Source organism: Streptomyces sp. B21-083, from assembly GCF_036898825.1.
In the GTDB taxonomy this organism is placed as follows: domain Bacteria; phylum Actinomycetota; class Actinomycetes; order Streptomycetales; family Streptomycetaceae; genus Streptomyces.
In genome coordinates this window covers 4,692,478-4,707,169 of sequence record NZ_JARUND010000001.1, presented here as the reverse complement: position 1 = coordinate 4,707,169, position 14,692 = coordinate 4,692,478, and the positions used below count along the sequence as shown (strand labels likewise).

Annotated in this window: 12 protein-coding genes, 1 tRNA gene and 2 pseudogenes; 11 read left to right on the top strand and 4 right to left on the bottom strand. The window is 70.5% G+C overall.

Annotated elements, in window-relative coordinates:
* The first annotated feature begins 536 nt into the window (after window positions 1-536).
* The gene (locus QA861_RS21115; protein ID WP_334589876.1) at window positions 537-728 is read left to right on the top strand and encodes a CsbD family protein; all 192 of its coding nucleotides are present in this window, start codon (window positions 537-539) and stop codon (window positions 726-728) included.
* Window positions 729-773: 45 nt separating this feature from the next.
* On the opposite strand, the gene QA861_RS21110 is transcribed toward QA861_RS21115, so the two are convergent.
* Window positions 774-1,559 (bottom strand): ANTAR domain-containing protein, encoded by a 786-nt coding sequence (locus QA861_RS21110; protein WP_334589875.1) that lies wholly within the window; start codon window positions 1,557-1,559, stop codon window positions 774-776.
* A 165-nt stretch (window positions 1,560-1,724) separates the two neighbouring features.
* On the opposite strand from QA861_RS21110, the gene QA861_RS21105 reads away from it, so the two are divergent.
* The 6 genes and pseudogenes from QA861_RS21105 (at window position 1,725) to nrfD (ending at window position 8,395) form a co-directional block, all read left to right on the top strand.
* Window positions 1,725-2,096, top strand: a complete 372-nt coding sequence (locus QA861_RS21105; protein WP_334589874.1) for a helix-turn-helix transcriptional regulator — start codon at window positions 1,725-1,727, stop codon at window positions 2,094-2,096.
* A gap of 192 nt (window positions 2,097-2,288) precedes the next feature.
* A pseudogene (locus QA861_RS21100) lies at window positions 2,289-2,729 on the top strand (RNA-guided endonuclease TnpB family protein); the annotation flags it as partial.
* 202 nt (window positions 2,730-2,931) lie between these two features.
* The gene (locus QA861_RS21095) at window positions 2,932-3,228 is read left to right on the top strand and encodes a hypothetical protein (protein WP_334589873.1); all 297 of its coding nucleotides are present in this window, start codon (window positions 2,932-2,934) and stop codon (window positions 3,226-3,228) included.
* 39 nt (window positions 3,229-3,267) lie between these two features.
* The gene (gene fdh, locus QA861_RS21090; RefSeq protein ID WP_334589872.1) at window positions 3,268-6,513 is read left to right on the top strand and encodes a formate dehydrogenase; all 3,246 of its coding nucleotides are present in this window, start codon (window positions 3,268-3,270) and stop codon (window positions 6,511-6,513) included.
* Complete coding sequence (locus tag QA861_RS21085) at window positions 6,510-7,430, top strand: 4Fe-4S dicluster domain-containing protein (protein WP_334589871.1); 921 nt, start codon at window positions 6,510-6,512, stop codon at window positions 7,428-7,430. Before fdh ends, QA861_RS21085 begins: the two co-directional genes overlap by 4 nt.
* 71 nt (window positions 7,431-7,501) lie before the next feature.
* A complete protein-coding gene (gene nrfD, locus QA861_RS21080; protein ID WP_443041568.1) occupies window positions 7,502-8,395 on the top strand; it encodes an NrfD/PsrC family molybdoenzyme membrane anchor subunit in 894 nt (297 codons plus the stop codon).
* A gap of 74 nt (window positions 8,396-8,469) precedes the next feature.
* On the opposite strand, the gene QA861_RS21075 is transcribed toward nrfD, so the two are convergent.
* From QA861_RS21075 to QA861_RS21065, 3 genes are all read right to left on the bottom strand, one after another.
* Window positions 8,470-8,542, bottom strand: a tRNA-Glu gene (locus tag QA861_RS21075).
* Window positions 8,543-8,590: 48 nt separating this feature from the next.
* A complete protein-coding gene (locus tag QA861_RS21070) occupies window positions 8,591-10,240 on the bottom strand; it encodes a metallophosphoesterase family protein (protein ID WP_334589869.1) in 1,650 nt (549 codons plus the stop codon).
* Window positions 10,241-10,306: 66 nt separating this feature from the next.
* On the bottom strand, window positions 10,307-10,510 hold the full coding sequence (locus QA861_RS21065) for a hypothetical protein (RefSeq protein WP_334589868.1): 204 nt from the start codon (window positions 10,508-10,510) through the stop codon (window positions 10,307-10,309).
* Window positions 10,511-10,573: 63 nt separating this feature from the next.
* Here QA861_RS21065 and QA861_RS21060 point away from each other — a divergent pair.
* From QA861_RS21060 to QA861_RS21045, 4 genes and pseudogenes are all read left to right on the top strand, one after another.
* Window positions 10,574-11,029 (top strand): annotated as a pseudogene (locus QA861_RS21060) (RNA-guided endonuclease TnpB family protein); the annotation flags it as partial.
* A gap of 75 nt (window positions 11,030-11,104) precedes the next feature.
* On the top strand, window positions 11,105-11,455 hold the full coding sequence (locus QA861_RS21055; RefSeq protein WP_334590639.1) for a metallopeptidase family protein: 351 nt from the start codon (window positions 11,105-11,107) through the stop codon (window positions 11,453-11,455).
* Window positions 11,456-11,581: 126 nt separating this feature from the next.
* Window positions 11,582-12,139 (top strand): hypothetical protein, encoded by a 558-nt coding sequence (locus QA861_RS21050; protein WP_334589867.1) that lies wholly within the window; start codon window positions 11,582-11,584, stop codon window positions 12,137-12,139.
* 255 nt (window positions 12,140-12,394) lie between these two features.
* Window positions 12,395-14,692 carry a DEAD/DEAH box helicase gene (locus tag QA861_RS21045; RefSeq protein WP_334589866.1) on the top strand — a complete coding sequence of 766 codons (2,298 nt, stop codon included), beginning with the start codon at window positions 12,395-12,397 and terminating at the stop codon, window positions 14,690-14,692.

The following is a 14,692-nucleotide window of genomic DNA, read 5'->3' as shown; positions in this document are numbered from 1 at the left end:
CCGACACCGACTGCGAGTGTCGGACCGCCTGGTCGCCGTGGCCGATCTGGTGGTTCTGAGTGACCGGTTGGGGGTTGTGGGCGTGCCGATGTCGCTGGAAAAGCGTATCAGACCACGGGGGATGTTCCGCGCAGGCGACAACGCAGGTCGGGGGCGTGCGGTCGGGGTTCCGTAGGGATTACCGGAGGGGGTCCCGACGGGTCCGGAGGCGATCTGAGCGCGTGGCGGCACGTGTACCGGGGGCGTGAGGGGTGCGGAGTTTGGCCCGAGCGGTGGTCGGGCACCCGGCGATGAAGCTGACGGGCGTCAAGAGGCTCACCATCTGCCCGGGGGTGATCCGCGAAGGAGTGGAAGGAGTGGAACGGGTGTAGGAGTGCCGCTGCGGTGGAGCGAGGCCGGTGGATCGTGGTGGGTGGAGAGCAGCCGGCAAAGGGAGACGAAGCGGCGCCCGCGGGGCCTACGTCGCTGCGGATCGCGGTCCCGGAGTCCTGATGTGCGGGCGTCTCCAGGGCCCCCCGACAACCTATGGAGGAGTCATGGTGGACAAGGGTCGTACCGACAAGATCAAGGGCAAGGCCAAGGAGATGGCCGGCAAGGCCACGAGCGATCACGAGCAGGAGCTCGAAGGCAAGTTGGAGCAGGCTCGCGGTGAGGCGAAGAAGATCAGGGGCGAGACCCAGGAGCGCGCGGAGAGGGCCATGCGCGAGAGCCGGCGGGATCGCGGCTGAGCAGCCGGTTCAGGGGTCGGGTTCACGGGTCTTCGAGGGGCGGGTTCAGGGGTGAGGAGCAAGTCTCGCCGGGTCCTCCGGGGGTGTCCGCCGGGGTGTCCGGAGGTCGGCGACCGTCTCCGCGATCCGCAGCCGGAACGCCTCGGGGAGGGCGTCGCCCGTGACCGCGCCGACGAGGTTGTCGGCCACCTCGTGCAGCTTGGTGTTGGTGTTCTGGGAGACCGCGACCAGCACTTTCCACGAGTCCTCGGCGCTCAGACCGAAGGACGCCATGAGGACGCCCCGGGCGAGGTCGATGACGGGCCGCGTCTGCATGGCCCTGCGAAGCTGAATCACCTCGATCCGCAGATCCTGGTCGGTTTCGCCGAGCGGTGCGGTCTCGGCGGCGGAGTCTGCGGTGGGGTTCGTGGAAGGGACCCGGCCGCTTGCGTCGGCCCCGCCCGTGCGTTCGGTTTCCGCGCTCTCGCCCATGCCGGCGAACAGTGGCAGCGTGCCGGTGATCGAGAAGAGCCGGAGCACTGCGGCGCCCGCCGACCGAATGGTGATGATCTTGCCCTCTTCGAGGGCGTGCCTCCTGACCCGCAGCAGGACGTTGAGTCCGGAGCAGTCACAGAAGTCGACGCCGCTCAGATCGAGATCGATGCCGCGCTCCGAGCGGGCCAAGGCCTGGCGCAGACCCCGGTGCAGGGCCTGTTCCGTGACGAGGTCGATCGCCCCTGACACCACGACGAGCGTGGCGTAGCCCTCGGGGCGGGTCTCGATCCCGAGCAGTCGTGTGGGGGCGTCGCTCGACAGAGGGGCGAGCGGTGCCGGGGGGATTTGGTTCGCCACCGTGAGCTGCGTAGTAACTGCGCGGTCTGACATTGCGGCCACTCCGTAGGCATCGGGCAGTTCGTGGCTTTTCAAGCCTCTGCCCGCCGGGTTCGTACGTCAAGAGATACATGAAATAAAGTTCGGCCTTTTGAATACGTGAATCAGAAAGCCTATGCTGACGGCATGCGTGGAGTACCCGAATCACACACAGGGTGGACGTTCCTCACCAACCACTCCCGTGTCCTGGCCGCGATCGCGGAGAATCCCACCGTCCGCATCCGTGACATCGCCGCACGGTGTCGCCTCACGGAGCGTGCCGTCCAGAAGATCGTTTCGGATCTGGAGACGGCCGGCTATCTCACCCACACCCGGCAGGGACGCTCCAACGCGTACCAGATCGAGGGGGGAACGATTCTGCGCCATCCCGCCGACGAGGGGCTGAGCGTGGCCGAGCTGCTGTCGCTCCTCGCGCGGCACGACGACGAACACGTCGACGGCCGACGTGAGCTGCAGTCGACGGCCCCGCACGCGAGAAGCCCCGAAGACGACCAGTGACGCGAGACAACCAGTGACGCGCTGAGTCCGGGGTTCGGGCGCGGAGCGCCTGTGGGGCGGTCCGGTGGAGCCGGGCAATACCGAACGTGCGGCCGGTGTGTCACTGGATGGTGGGACGGGTGTGCGGAAGCCGTCTGTGTGCGGGCGGGTGTGTAGGTTCGGCTGTCGTGAAGCTGGTGGTGCAGGTCAAAGGGTGCGCAGGCGGCCCAGCACGTGATCAAGAAGACGTGTGACGCGTACACCACGCTGAAGTCGAATCTGAAGGCCGGGAACCTGGGCAAGCCGTGGTCGAAGCGATACCGGCGGGCGGTGGAGAAGCCGATCACGTTCCGGCCCGAGGGCGCGCAGCCTTATGACGACCGGATGCTGTCCTGGCAGATCCCCGACCGGACCGTATCCATCTGGACCCTGTCCGGGCGGGTCAAGGGGGTGGCGTTCACCGCTTCCCCGGAACAGCTGGCCCGCCTGGCCCTGTACCGCAAGGGCGAGTCCGACCTCGTCGCGCGGGACGGCATGTGGTTTCTGCAGGCCACCTGCGAGATCCCTGAAGCACCCCTGAACACCGATCCCGACGGCTTTCTCGGTATCGATCTGGGGATCGTGAACATCGCCACCACGAGTGACGGTCCGGTCGAGCTCTTCGAACAGGGCCGGACCATCGCCCCCGCCCTCGACCGGCTGGGCGCGGGCGCGTCCTTCGGGCACCCCGCCACTCAGGGCGACATCGAGGCGGCGGTTCTGCGGCTCCTGGAGTGATAGCGGGCGCCCCCTGGGTACCCGCTGGTGCGACCGGTCCCGCCGACGAGAGCGACCAGAGCGACGAAGGGACAGCGCAGTGAGCGACCACCCCACCCACACCCCCGGGGACGACGGGGAAGGGACACCGGAACCGGAGCCCCGCCCGAACCCAGTCCCGAGGGACCTGCCCGACCAGCAGGCGGGGGCCGACGAGGACCCCTGGGAGCTGGCCGACGACGCCTCGGCGGCGGCAAGGCCGGACGAGCGGCCCGACCCCGAGGCCCCCGACCCCGAGGTCCCCGACACGGACGAAGCCGGTACGGGCAGGCGGGGCGCCCCGCACTCCGGTAGCCGGCGCCCCGAGCAGCCCGTCCCCGACGAGCCGACGGGCTGACCTTCCCGCCGGCATCCCCGGCCGCCGAAAGGACACACCATGGGTGTGCGCAAGTGGGTCAGCGAGTGGCCCGTCAGCCGTCAGCTCACCGGACCGGACACCCTGGGCCGCGGCCGGGCCGCCATGTCGGAGCGCACCCAGCAGCTCAGACCCCGTACGGACACCGCCGACCGGGTGGTGAGTTCCGTCTGCCCGTACTGCGCGGTCGGCTGCGGCCAGCAGATCTACGTCAAGGACGACAAGGTCGTCCAGATCGAGGGCGACCCGGACTCGCCGATCAGCCGGGGCCGGCTCTGCCCCAAGGGCTCGGCCACCCTCCAGCTCACCACCGGTTCCGCCCGCCGCCACCAGGTCCTGTACCGGCGGCCGTACGGCACCGACTGGGAGCCCCTCGACCTGGAGACCGCCATGGACATGGTGGCCGACCGGGTGGTCGAGACCCGGCGCCGGACCTGGAAGTGGGAGTCCGACGGGCTGCGCACCGCCCGCACGCTCGGCATCGCCAGCCTGGGCGGGGCGACCCTCGACAACGAGGAGAACTACCTGATCAAGAAGTTCCTCACCGGTCTCGGCGTGGTCCAGGTGGAGAACCAGGCCCGCGTCTGCCACAGCTCGACCGTCGCCGGGCTCGGCACGTCCTTCGGGCGGGGCGGCGCCACCACGTTCATGCAGGACCTGCAGCACTCCGACTGCATCGTCATCCAGGGCTCCAACTTCGCCGAGGCGCACCCGGTCGGCTTCCAGTGGGTCATGGAGGCCAAGGCGCGCGGGGCCAGGGTCATCCACGTCGACCCGCGCTTCACCCGCACCAGCGCCCTCGCCGACCTGCACGTACCGATCCGCGCGGGCAGCGACATCGCCTTCCTCGGCGGGATCATCAACCACGTCCTGACCGAGGAGAAGGACTTCCGCGAGTACGTCCTCAACTACACCAACGCCGCCACCCTGGTCGGCGAGGACTTCCGCGACACCGAGGATCTCGACGGCGTCTTCTCGGGCCTCGACGAGGACGAGCACCACTACGACCCGGCGAGCTGGCAGTACGAGGGCGTCGAGGTGCAGCAGCCCACCGGCGAGGTCGACGAGCAGTACGAGGAGCGTGTCGGCGACTTCGGCGGCTCCGAGACCCACGGCTCCGGCGGCGCCCGGACCGGCCCCTGGCCGCCCACCGACCCGACCCTCCAGCACCCGCGCTGCGTCTACCAGATCCTCCGCCGCCACTACGCCCGCTACACCCCCGAACTGGTCGAGGACGTCTGCGGAGTGCCGCGCGAGACGTTCCTCCAGGTGTGCGAGGACCTGACCGCGAACTCGGGCCGGGAGCGCACCAGCGCCTTCGTGTACGCGGTCGGCTGGACCCAGCACTCGGTCGGCGCCCAGTACATCCGTGCCGCGAGCATCCTCCAGTTGCTGCTCGGCAACATCGGCCGCCCCGGGGGCGGCATCCAGGCGCTGCGCGGACACGCCTCCATCCAGGGTTCCAGCGACATCCCGACCCTGTACAACCTGCTGCCCGGCTATCTGCCCATGCCGCACGCCCACGCGCACGAGAACCTGGACGCGTTCATCGAGGCCAGCCGCACCGAGAAGGGCTTCTGGGGCGACATGCGGGCCTACTTCGTGAGCCTCCTGAAGGCCTACTACGGCGACGCGGCCACCGCCGCCAACGACTTCTGCTTCGACCACCTGCCCCGGCTGACCGGCTCGCACTCCACCTACGACACGGTCATGGCCCAGCTCGACGGCGTCTGCAAGGGCTACTTCCTGATGGGTGAGAACCCGGCCGTCGGCTCGGCCAACACCCGCCTCCAGCGCCTCGGCATGGCGAACCTGGAGTGGCTGGTCGTCCGCGACTTCTCCCTGATCGAGTCGGCGACCTGGTGGCAGGACGGCCCCGAGACCGAGACCGGCGAGCTGCGCACCGAGGACATCGGCACCGAGGTGTTCTTCTTCCCCGCCGCCGCGCACACCGAGAAGGCCGGCTCCTTCACCAACACCAACCGCTGGCTCCAGTGGCACCACGCGGCCGTCGAGCCCGAGGGCGACGCCCGCAGCGACCTCTGGTTCATGTACCACCTGGGCCGCCGCATCAAGGAGAAGCTGGCCACCTCGACGGATCCGATGGACCGGCCCGTACAGGACCTGACCTGGGACTACCCGGTCGACGGTCCGCTACGTGAGCCGATCGCCGCCGCCGTGCTCGCCGAGATCAACGGCCACGGCCCGGACGGCGCGCCGCTGTCCGCGTACACCGAACTCAAGGACGACGGCTCGACGAAGTGCGGCTGCTGGATCTACTGCGGCGTGTACGCCGACGGCGTCAACCGGGCCGCCCGCCGCACCCCCGGCGGCGAACAGGACTGGGTGGCAGCCGACTGGGCCTGGGCCTGGCCCGCCAACCGGCGCATCCTCTACAACCGGGCCTCGGCCGCCCCCGACGGCACCCCGTGGAGCGAGCGCAAGGCGTACGTCTGGTGGGACGAGGCGGAGAGGAAGTGGACCGGCCACGACGTCCCCGACTTCGTGCCCGACCGCGCACCTGACTACGTACCCCCAGACGGCGCGACCGGCCCGGACGCCCTGCGCGGCGACGACCCGTTCATCATGCAGGCCGACGGCAAGGGCTGGCTGTACGCGCCCGCGGGCCTGGAGGACGGCCCGCTGCCCACCCACTACGAGCCGCAGGACTCGCCCTTCACCAACGCCCTGCACCCTTCCACGCCGCGTTCCCCCGTACGGCAGTTGCTGCCCCGGGAGGGCAACCGCTACCACCCGAGCGGCGACGACAAGGGCGCCGAGGTCTTCCCGTACGTCGTCACCACGCATCGTCTCACCGAGCACTTCACGGCGGGCGGTATGAGCCGCTGGTCGCCGTATCTCTCCGAGCTCCAGCCGGAGTTCTTCTGCGAGATCTCGCCCCAACTGGCCGCCGAACGCGGGCTGGAGCACATGGGCTGGGCCACCATCGTGACCGCCCGCAACGCGATCGAGGCCCGTGTCATGGTCACCGCACGGATCACCCCGCTCACCGTGCGGGGCCGGACGATCCACCAGATCGGGCTGCCGTTCCACTGGGGCCCCAACGGCGTGGCCACCGGCGACGCGGCCAACGAACTCGTCGCGATCGCCCTCGACCCCAACGCCCATATCCAGGAGGACAAGGCGCTCACCGCCGACATCCGGCCAGGACGCCGGCCGCGCGGTCCCGCCCTGCCGGAACTGGTCGCCGAGTACCGCAGGCGCGCGGGCATCACGGACACCACGGGGACGGAGACCAGGAAATGACGAACCGTCAACTCGCCCTCGACGCAGGGCACCCCGAACCCCCGCCGCGCGTCGGCTTCTTCACGGACACCTCCGTCTGTATCGGCTGCAAGGCCTGCGAGGTGGCGTGCAAGGAGTGGAACGCCATCCCCGAGGACGGCCTCACGCTCAGCGGCATGAGCTACGACAACACGCAGGGCCTGGGCGCCTCCACCTGGCGCCATGTGGCGTTCATCGAGCAACAGACGCAGCAGCAGCCCCCCACACCGGAAGGGCGCACCCAACTCCCTCTGCTGGCAGGTGAGTCCGAGGCCGCCCCCGTCGAAACGACAGGAGCCGGTGAGCTGCGCTGGCTGATGTCGTCCGACGTCTGCAAACACTGCACCCACGCCGCCTGCCTCGACGTCTGTCCCACCGGCTCGCTCTTCCGGACCGAGTTCGGCACGGTCGTCGTCCAGGAGGACATCTGCAACGGCTGCGGCTACTGCGTCCCGGCCTGCCCGTACGGCGTCATCGAGCAACGCCCCCACGACGGCAGGGCGTTCAAGTGCACGATGTGCTACGACCGGCTCGGCGCCGGTCAGGAACCCGCCTGTGCCAAGGCATGTCCCACCGAGTCCATCCAGTTCGGTCCGCTCGACGAACTGCGCGAGCGCGCCGCGCTCCGGGTCGACCAGCTCCAGGAGTCCGGGGTGGAAGGCGCCCGTCTCTACGGTCACGAACCCGACGACGGGGTCGGCGGCGACGGCGCGTTCTTCCTGCTCCTGGACCGGCCCGAGGTGTACGGGCTGCCGCCGGACCCGGTCGTCACCACCCGCGACCTCCCCACGATGTGGAAACACGCCGGCGCTGCGGCCCTGTCCCTGGCCGGAGGCATCGCCCTCTCCTTCGTGCTGTCCGGCCTTCCCCCACTCCCGCGACGGAAGGCGACCCGATGAACGGCAGCGAGGGCGGCAAGAAGGGCGGAAGGAATGACGGCAGGAAGGGCGGGCGGCGCGGCGAGCAACTCATGGTGCCGCGCGCCGAGTTCGAGTCGTACTACGGGCGCCCGATCATCAAGGCGCCCTCCTGGTCCGCCCTGGACATCGCCGGTTACTTCTTCCTGGGCGGGCTCGCCGGCGCCGGATCGGTGCTGGCGGCGGGCGCCCAGCTCACCGGCCGGAGGACGACCGCCGCCGCGATGAAGGTGTCCTCCCTCGCGGCGATCTCCCTGTCCGCCGCCGCGCTCGTCCACGACCTCGGGGTGCCCAGCCGCTTCCCGAACATGCTCCGGGTGTTCAAGCCGACCTCTCCGATGAGCGTGGGCTCCTGGCTCCTCGCCGGATACGGCTCGGTCGCGGGCGCGGCGGCCCTCACCTCCGCCACCGGCCGGCTGCCCAGGACGGGTACGGCGGCCACGGCGACGGCCGCCCTGCTCGGCCCGGCGGTCGCGTCGTACACGGCGGTCCTGGCGGCGGACACGGCCGTTCCCGCCTGGCACGGCGCCCACCGCGAACTCCCGTACGTCTTCGTCGCGTCCGCGACGGCCGCCGCCTCCGGCATGGCCCTGATCCTCGGCCCTACGGCGGAGACAGCACCGGCCCGCCGCGCCGCCACGCTCGCCGCGGCGGCCGAGGCGGTGGCGCTCAGGGCGGCCGAGAGGCGGTTGGGAATGGTGGCGGAGACCTATCACGAGGGCCGCGCCGGCACCCTGCTGCGCGCCGCCCGGCTGCTCACCGCCGCCGGCGCCGCGAGCGGACTGCTGCTGGGCCACCGCAGCCGCCCGGCGGCCGTGGCGGGCGGCCTGGCCCTGCTCGCCGGCTCGGCCTGCACCCGCTTCGGTGTCTTCGCGGCCGGAGTCGCCTCGGCCGAGGACCCGAAGTACACGGTCGTCCCGCAACGACAGCGACCACCGCAGCCGTAGCGGCCGTAGCGGTGTCCGTGAAGCACGAATGGCGGCCACCCCTGATGCGGGATGCCGCCAACCGTATTTACCTGTGCCCCCAACGGGATTCGAACCCGTGCTACCGCCTTGAAAGGGCAGCGTCCTGGGCCGCTAGACGATGGGGGCGAGGACGTGTGAATCATAGGTGATGCCGGGGACGTTCGCCAAAACGGTTTACGGGCTCGGAACGGAGGACCTCGAAGGCGAAGCAGAGGGTGAACGCGGGGCCGAAGTCGAGGGTGAAGGCGAGGGCGAAGCCGAAGGTGAGGGGACCGGCGTCGCGCCCGGCTGGTTCTCCTTCGGCAGGTGGCGGCTCACCTCCGCCGTGGTCAGCCCGAGCCCGCCCAGTTTGATCTCGTCCCAGGCCTGCAGGCGGCGCGTGTCGCGGTCCAGGTAGAGGACGGACGCCTCGATCTGGTCCGGGTTGCGCTTCTCCAGGGCGCGCAGTCCGCTGCCGCCCGTGGAGCCCTCGATACGCAGCCTGGTGCCCTTCGTCATGACCTCCATCTCCGCGTGGTGGAGGTGCCCGGCCAGTACGAGCGGGACCTCGCCGTCCGTCCGCCGGGCCGCGTTCGGCTCGTGGACCATCGCGATGTCGACCGGGGTGCCCAGGATCCGCTGGTCGCGGATGGCCGAGGCCAGCCGGTCGCCCGCGAGCTCCTGGGCGCGGCTGCCGTCCTGCTCGCCCGCCGACCGGTCCGGGGTGAACTGGGGATCGCCGATGCCCGCGAAGCGCACCCCCGCGACGGTGATCGCGCGGCCGTCGTCCAGGACGCGCACGTTCTTCATGCGCTCCAGATAGCGCTGGGTGAGCCGCGAGTCATGGTTGCCGCGCACCCATACGTACGGGGCGCCCAGGTCCTTGATCGGGTCCAGGAAGCCGTTCTCGGCGGCCGTGCCGTGGTCCATGGTGTCGCCGGTGTCGACGATGACATTGATGTCGTACTGCTCCACCAGCGACGCGATGATCTTCCAGCTCGCCGGGTTGAGATGGATGTCCGAGACGTGCAGGACCCGGATCGTGGCCGGGTCGGGCTGGTAGGTCGGGAGCGTGGACGTGACGTCGTAGAGCTTCGTCACGTTGGTCACCAGGCGCGCCAACTCCTTCTGGTAGACGTCGAACTCGGTGACGATGCTGCGCGCGTTGCCGACCAGGGAGGGGGCTGAGGACAGCAGCCCGGAGAACTTCGGTTCCAGGACCGACTTGGGGTTCCAGGTCGCGTACGCCGTCGCTCCCGACGCCACCAGGAGCGTGAGGGCGAGGCCGCCGGCCGCCAGGGCCCGGCGGGGGCGGCGGTAGACCGCGAGGCCTAGGGCGGTGGCCCCGGACACGACGGCTACGCAGGAGCGGACGGCCAGGTCGAGGGTGCCGTGCCCGACGTCCTTGGCGACCTCGTCCTGGAGGCCGGAGAGGCGTTCGGGGTGGTCGACGAGGGCCTGGGCGCGGACGGGGTCGAGCTGGTCGACGTTCACGTCGAGGCGGACCGGCGCGGTGTGGCTGTTCAGCTCCAGGGCGCCCAGCGGGGAGACGTTGATCTTCGTGCCGCCGGTGAGGGACGGACGCAGGGTCATCGTCGTGTTCATCGGGCCGACCGGTGCGCGTACGTTGCCGACGATCAGCAGCCCCAGCCAAGCACCCAGAAGGACCACCGCGACCATGCCCAGAGCACGGGTCCAGGGGTGCGGCGGATGGACCAGCTCGGCGGCCGGACGTACGCGACGGGCGCGGTAGGGGCCGGTGAGCGCGGTCAGAGGGCGGCCGAGGCGGCCGGTAGTGGTGCGAATGCTTTCGGAGTGCGGGGTGTTGGCGGGTACGCGTGCCATCAGACTCCTAGCGAGGGGACCCGCGCCTCAGGCGTGGGGGGATCGCTTCTCAGTGTTGCTCTGACCTCAGCTTTGAGTACGGATGTTGTGTCTGCGGGCAGGGTGGGCGGAGCGCCAGGCGTCGAGCTGGCCTGTGGTCCAGGTGGGTGTGCGGCCGGTGTATTCGGGCTCAGGAAAGTCGTTGTCGGCGGCGTTCAGGTTGTGGATGCGGCGGATGCCGATGCCGAGGTATTCGGCGGCTTCGGCTCCAGTCAGGGGGCGTTCGGTCATCGGCCGATGGTAGGCGTCGCGTGATGTGAGTGCACGCGTAGTAGTGTGATGTCACATCACATAATGGAAGGGAGGCCGGAGGGTGATCCGCTCTACAGGTTCTTGCTTCGGCCGACCGTCCAGCAGGCCGGGGCGCTGACGGAGATGCTCCGTGATCACTGCTCGCTGTACAACGGGGCGTTACAGGAACGCCGCGACGCCTACCAGCACGTTTCGAAGACCGGTATCAAGTACGGCGAGCAGTCCGCGCAGCTCAAGGACATCCGGGCCTTCGACCCCGAGCGTCATGGCCGGTGGTCGTTCTCGTCCCAGCAGGCCACGCTGCGCCGCCTGGACAAGGCGTTCCAGGCCTTCTTCCGCCGCGTCAAAGCCGGGGAGACGCCCGGGTACCCGCGGTTCCGCGGGGTGAACTGGTTCGACACGGTCGAGTTCCCCAAGGACGGTGACGGCCCCGCGCGTCTACGCGTGGGAGGAGTCACTGGTCCCGTATGCCCAAGGCGGCACGCGCCTAAGCGGGGTGACACAGAGCACGGCTTTCCGCAGAGCGCGGGTCCGAGAGTCCCGTACGAGCGGCCCGTACCGGACAATGGGCGTGTGCTGGAGATGACGCGCGAGGAGTTCGAGGAACTGGTCGCCGAGTCCCTCGACCGGATTCCGCCGGAGCTGACGAGGCTGATGGACAACGTGGCGGTGTTCGTCGAGGACGAGCCGCCGACGGACGAGCCCGAGCTGCTCGGGCTGTACGAGGGGACGCCGCTGACCGACCGCGGGGAGTGGTACGCGGGGGTGCTGCCCGACCGGATCACGATCTATCGGGGGCCGACCCTGCGGATGTGCGAGACGCGGGAGGACGTGGTCGCGGAGACCGAGGTGACGGTCGTACATGAGATCGCCCACCATTTCGGGATCGACGACGAGCGGCTGCACGCGCTCGGCTACGGCTGACGGGCCATGGGGCGGCGGGGACCGCGGGGCCCGGCGCGCGGAGGCTTCTGAGGGGCGCGTGTCTTCTTGTGGGCGACGGGAGTTGAGCACCTTGACTCCTCGACTCCCCACCGGAGGTGGCTGCCCGTGCGCCCCTTGCATGTACCTGTCCGACTGGCCGCCACGGTCGTGGCCGTCGCCGCTGCCGCCGGTTGTATGAGCGTGGGCGACGGCGGCGCCGGCCAGGTCAAGCCCTCCCACAGCGCGGGCCAGAAGGGCGCGAAGGCGCCCGACGGAGGGTCGGCGGTGACCGGCGGCGGTTCCGGGTGGGTCGGCGGGTCCGCGGGTGACGCAAAACACGGGCACGGGAAGGACAAGGGGGGCGCGAAAGGGGCCAGCGGGGCGCCCGCTTCTCCGGGCGCCTCCCCGTCCGCCGGGCAGAGCGCGCCCGCGTCGGCGCCCTCCAAGCCGGCCGGTGGCAGTCCCGGGCCGGTCGGCCCCGGTGCGCCCACACCGACGAAGCCGCAGGCCACGCCGACGAAGACCGCCGAGCCTGAGCCGGAGCCGCCGCCCGTGTCCCCCACGCCCCCGCCGCCCTCGCCGGAGCCGACGGTCGCGGAGCCGTCGTCGTCCGTGCAGCCGCAGCAGGCCCAGCCGCAACTGGTCACCCGGGAGCCGGCGCCGGAGGCCGGGGTACCGGTCTGACCGAGGGCGTGGAAGGGGCTGCGGAAGGGCTGCGAAAGGGGGCTGACCTGCGGTGACGGCACCCAATTTGCCCAAAGGGGAGGTGGGTGCGTATGGTAGTAGATCGTTTGATCCCATTGCCTGGCGCCGAAGAGATGCGCCGCGTGTGGCGCGTACTCTCCCTTGCCGTGGCTGACCGCATTGAGGCGGTCAATTTGCGAAATCACGGAGTTGACGGGCGCGTGCCGACGAGACTCCGGAAGGTTTCGCATTCGCATGTCCATTTCCAGTACTGATCACGTCGTCGTGCCCGAGAACGAGGACAACGAGGTCATCGACCTCGACCTCGCGCAGACGGCCGCCGACACCGACGCCGCCGACACCGACACCGACACGGAGTCCGGCGAGCCGGAGATCACCTTCACCGACCTCGGTCTCCCCGAGGGCGTCGTGCGCAAGCTCACGCAGAACGGTGTGACCAGCCCCTTCCCGATCCAGGCCGCGACCATCCCGGACGCCCTGGCCGGCAAGGACATCCTCGGCCGTGGCCGCACCGGCTCCGGCAAGACCCTCTCCTTCGGTCTGCCGCTGCTGACGAAGCTGTCCGGCGGCCACACCGACAAGAAGAAGCCCCGCGGCATCATCCTCACGCCGACCCGTGAGCTCGCGATGCAGGTCGCGGACGCCCTCCAGCCGTACGGCGACGTCCTCGGCCTCAAGATGAAGGTCGTCTGCGGCGGTACGTCGATGAGCAACCAGATGTACGCCCTGGAGCGCGGCGTCGACGTCCTCGTCGCCACGCCCGGCCGTCTGCGCGACATCATCAACCGCGGCGCCTGCTCGCTGGCGAACGTCGAGGTAGCCGTCCTCGACGAGGCCGACCAGATGTCCGACCTGGGCTTCCTGCCCGAGGTCACCGAGCTGCTCGACCAGATCCCGGGCGGCGGCCAGCGCATGCTGTTCTCGGCCACCATGGAGAACGAGATCTCCACGCTGGTCAAGCGCTACCTGACCAACCCGGTCACGCACGAGGTCGACAGCGCCCAGGGCAACGTCACGACGATGTCCCACCACATCCTCATCGTGAAGCCCAAGGACAAGGCGCCGGTCACGGCCGCGATCGCCTCCCGCAAGGGCCGCACGATCATCTTCGTCCGCACCCAGCTGGGCGCCGACCGTATCGCCGAGCAGCTCTGCGACTCCGGTGTGAAGGCCGACGCGCTGCACGGCGGTATGACGCAGGGCGCCCGTACCCGCGTCCTCGAGGACTTCAAGAAGGGCTACGTCAACGCCCTCGTCGCCACCGACGTCGCCGCCCGCGGCATCCACGTCGACGGCATCGACCTGGTCCTGAACGTGGACCCGGCGGGCGACCACAAGGACTACCTGCACCGCTCCGGCCGTACGGCCCGCGCGGGCCGCTCCGGCACTGTCGTGTCGCTGTCCCTGCCGCACCAGCGCCGCCAGATCTTCCGGCTGATGGAGGACGCGGGCGTCGACGCCTCGCGCCACATCATCCAGGGCGGCGCGGCCTTCGAGCCCGAGGTCGCGGAGATCACCGGCGCCCGCTCGATGACCGAGGTCCAGGCCGAGTCCGCGGGCAACGCTGCCCAGCAGGCCGAGCGTGAGGTCTCGGAGCTCACCAAGGAGCTGGCGCGCGCCACGCGCCGCGCCGGCGAACTGCGCGAGGAAGCCGACCGCCTGACGGCGCGTGCGGCGCGCGAGCGTGGCGAGGACCCGGAGGCAGCCGTGGCCGCGGTTGCCGAGGCCGCTGCCGCCGTCGTCGTAGCGGAGGCCGCCGCCGAGGCGACTGCCGTCGCTGAGGCGCAGGTGCGCGAGGAGCGTCCGCGCCGTGACGAGCGGGGCAACTACGAGCGCCGCGAGCGCCCGTCGGGTGGCTTCAACCGCGACAACAACGACCGTGGTGGCCGCTCCTTCGAGCGTCGCGACGACCGTCCGTCCGGTGGTGGCTTCCGCCGCGACGACCGTCGTGACGGCGGCGGCGACCGTGGTGGCTTCCGTCGGGACGACCGTCCGTCGGGTGGCTTCAACCGTGACAACAACGACCGTGGTGGCCGCTCCTTCGAGCGTCGCGACGACCGTCCGTCCGGTGGCGGTTTCCGCCGCGATGACCGTCGTGACGGCGGCGGCGACCGTGGTGGCTTCCGTCGCGATGACCGTCCGTCGGGTGGCTTCAACCGCGACAACGATCGTGGTGGCCGTTCTTTCGAGCGTCGTGACGACCGCCCCTCGGGTTCGGGCGGTGGCTTCCGCCGCGACGACCGTCCCTCGGGCGGCTTCAACCGCGACAACAACGACCGTGGCGGCTTCCGTCGCGACGACCGTCCGGCCACCGGTCACCGGGGCAGCGACCGCCCTTTCAACCGTGACCGCCAGGGCGACCGCCCCACCGGCGGCGGCGGCTTCCGCGCCGGCGGCCACGACCGCCCGCAGGGCCGTCGCGACGACCACCGCGGCACGGGCACGGGCACGGGTTCGGGCTCCGGCACAGGCACCGCCACCGGTTCCTTCGGCCGCCGCGACGAGAAGCCGCGCTGGAAGCGCAACGGCTGA

Excerpts from the sequence above, each read along its gene's own strand:
- QA861_RS21115 (WP_334589876.1), top strand. The coding sequence starts at position 537 with ATGGTGGACAAGGGTCGTACCGACAAGATCAAGGGCAAGGCCAAGGAG.
- QA861_RS21105 (WP_334589874.1), top strand. The coding sequence starts at position 1,725 with ATGCGTGGAGTACCCGAATCACACACAGGGTGGACGTTCCTCACCAAC.
- fdh (WP_334589872.1), top strand. The coding sequence starts at position 3,268 with ATGGGTGTGCGCAAGTGGGTCAGCGAGTGGCCCGTCAGCCGTCAGCTC.
- QA861_RS21085 (WP_334589871.1), top strand. The coding sequence starts at position 6,510 with ATGACGAACCGTCAACTCGCCCTCGACGCAGGGCACCCCGAACCCCCG.
- nrfD (WP_443041568.1), top strand. The coding sequence starts at position 7,502 with ATGGTGCCGCGCGCCGAGTTCGAGTCGTACTACGGGCGCCCGATCATC.
- QA861_RS21070 (WP_334589869.1), bottom strand. The coding sequence starts at position 10,240 with ATGGCACGCGTACCCGCCAACACCCCGCACTCCGAAAGCATTCGCACC.
- QA861_RS21065 (WP_334589868.1), bottom strand. The coding sequence starts at position 10,510 with ATGACCGAACGCCCCCTGACTGGAGCCGAAGCCGCCGAATACCTCGGC.
- QA861_RS21045 (WP_334589866.1), top strand. The coding sequence starts at position 12,395 with ATGTCCATTTCCAGTACTGATCACGTCGTCGTGCCCGAGAACGAGGAC.